Origin of the sequence: Dyella choica (assembly GCF_003977665.1) — a bacterium.
In the GTDB taxonomy this organism is placed as follows: Bacteria; Pseudomonadota; Gammaproteobacteria; order Xanthomonadales; family Rhodanobacteraceae; genus Dyella_B; species Dyella_B choica.
The window spans coordinates 1-1,251 of the sequence record NZ_RYYV01000058.1 but is presented as its reverse complement, the minus strand read 5'-3'; the positions used below and the strand labels follow the sequence as shown (position 1 = coordinate 1,251).

General features: G+C 63.0%; 1 protein-coding gene. It reads left to right on the top strand.

Annotation, left to right across the window (positions count from 1 at the left end):
• On the top strand, window positions 1-1,251 hold a 1,251-nt coding region (locus tag EKH80_RS23920; protein ID WP_158628939.1), incomplete at both ends, for a condensation domain-containing protein.

Here is a 1,251-nt window from a genome sequence, read left to right as displayed (position 1 = left end):
CGACAAGAACAGTGTCATCGCCGCGCAGATCGCGTATTGGCAACAGCATCTGGCGGGCCTTCCCGAGCAGTTGGACTTGATCGTCGATTTTCCGCGTCCGGCGAGCCCCAGCTTCCGGGGCGCGGACGTCTCCTTCCAGCTCGATGCAGACATGCATGCACGCCTGCTGCAACTGGCGCATGACACCCAGGCCAGTCTGTTCATGCTGTTGCATGCGGCTGTTGCGGTGACCCTGTCCCGACTCGGCGCCGGCACGGATATTCCGCTCGGCACGGTCATCGCCGGGCGCACCGACGAAGCGCTGGATGAGCTGGTCGGCTTCTTCGTCAATACCCTGGTGCTGCGCACGGATGTATCAGGCCGTCCCAGCTTCCGTGAACTGCTGAAGCGGGTCCGTCAAAACAATCTGGCCGCCTATGCACACCAGGATCTGCCGTTCGAGCGACTGGTGGAAATCGTCAATCCCACTCGTGCGCTCAACCGGCATCCGCTGTTCCAGGTGATGCTGAGCCTGCAGAACAATGCCGGCGGACGCCTGGAACTGTCCGGTCTCACCGTCGCACCGCAGGCAACCGGCTACAGCCCAGCCAAGTTCGACCTGAGTTTTGACTTTGCCGAAGGGCGCGACGCGCAAGGTGAGAAAACTTTGCGCGGCAGCCTGCAGTACGCCTGCGATTTGTATGCGCCGGCTACAGCGCAACAGATCCTACAGCGGCTAGTGCGGATACTCGAAGCGGTTGCCAGCGATCCGGACCAGTGCCTGGAACGCCTCGATCCATTGACCGCAGAGGAACAGGCGCAACTGGATGCCTGGAATGTCACCGCCCAGGCCGTTCCCGGCACGAGCATGGCGCAGTTGTTTGAGCAGCAGGCTGCCGCAACGCCCGAAGCCACCGCGCTGGTCTGCGAAGATGCCACGCTGAGCTATGCAGAACTCAATGGGCGTGCCAATCAGCTCGCCCATTATCTGATCGCGGACGGCATCGGGGCCGAGGATCTCGTGGCGATCGCCTTGCCGCGTTCGAGCGAACTGATCATCGCGATGCTCGCCGTGCTCAAGGCCGGCGCCGCCTATCTGCCGTTGGATGCCAGCTATCCGGCCGAGCGCATTGCCTACATGCGGGAAGATGCCCGCCCGGTGCGCTGGTTGACACGGCAAGCGATGACCGGGCGCCTGGCCGTGGACGCGACCGAACTGAATCTGGACAGCCTGCAAACCGGGACATTCCCTCGCAGCAATCCCGATGACGG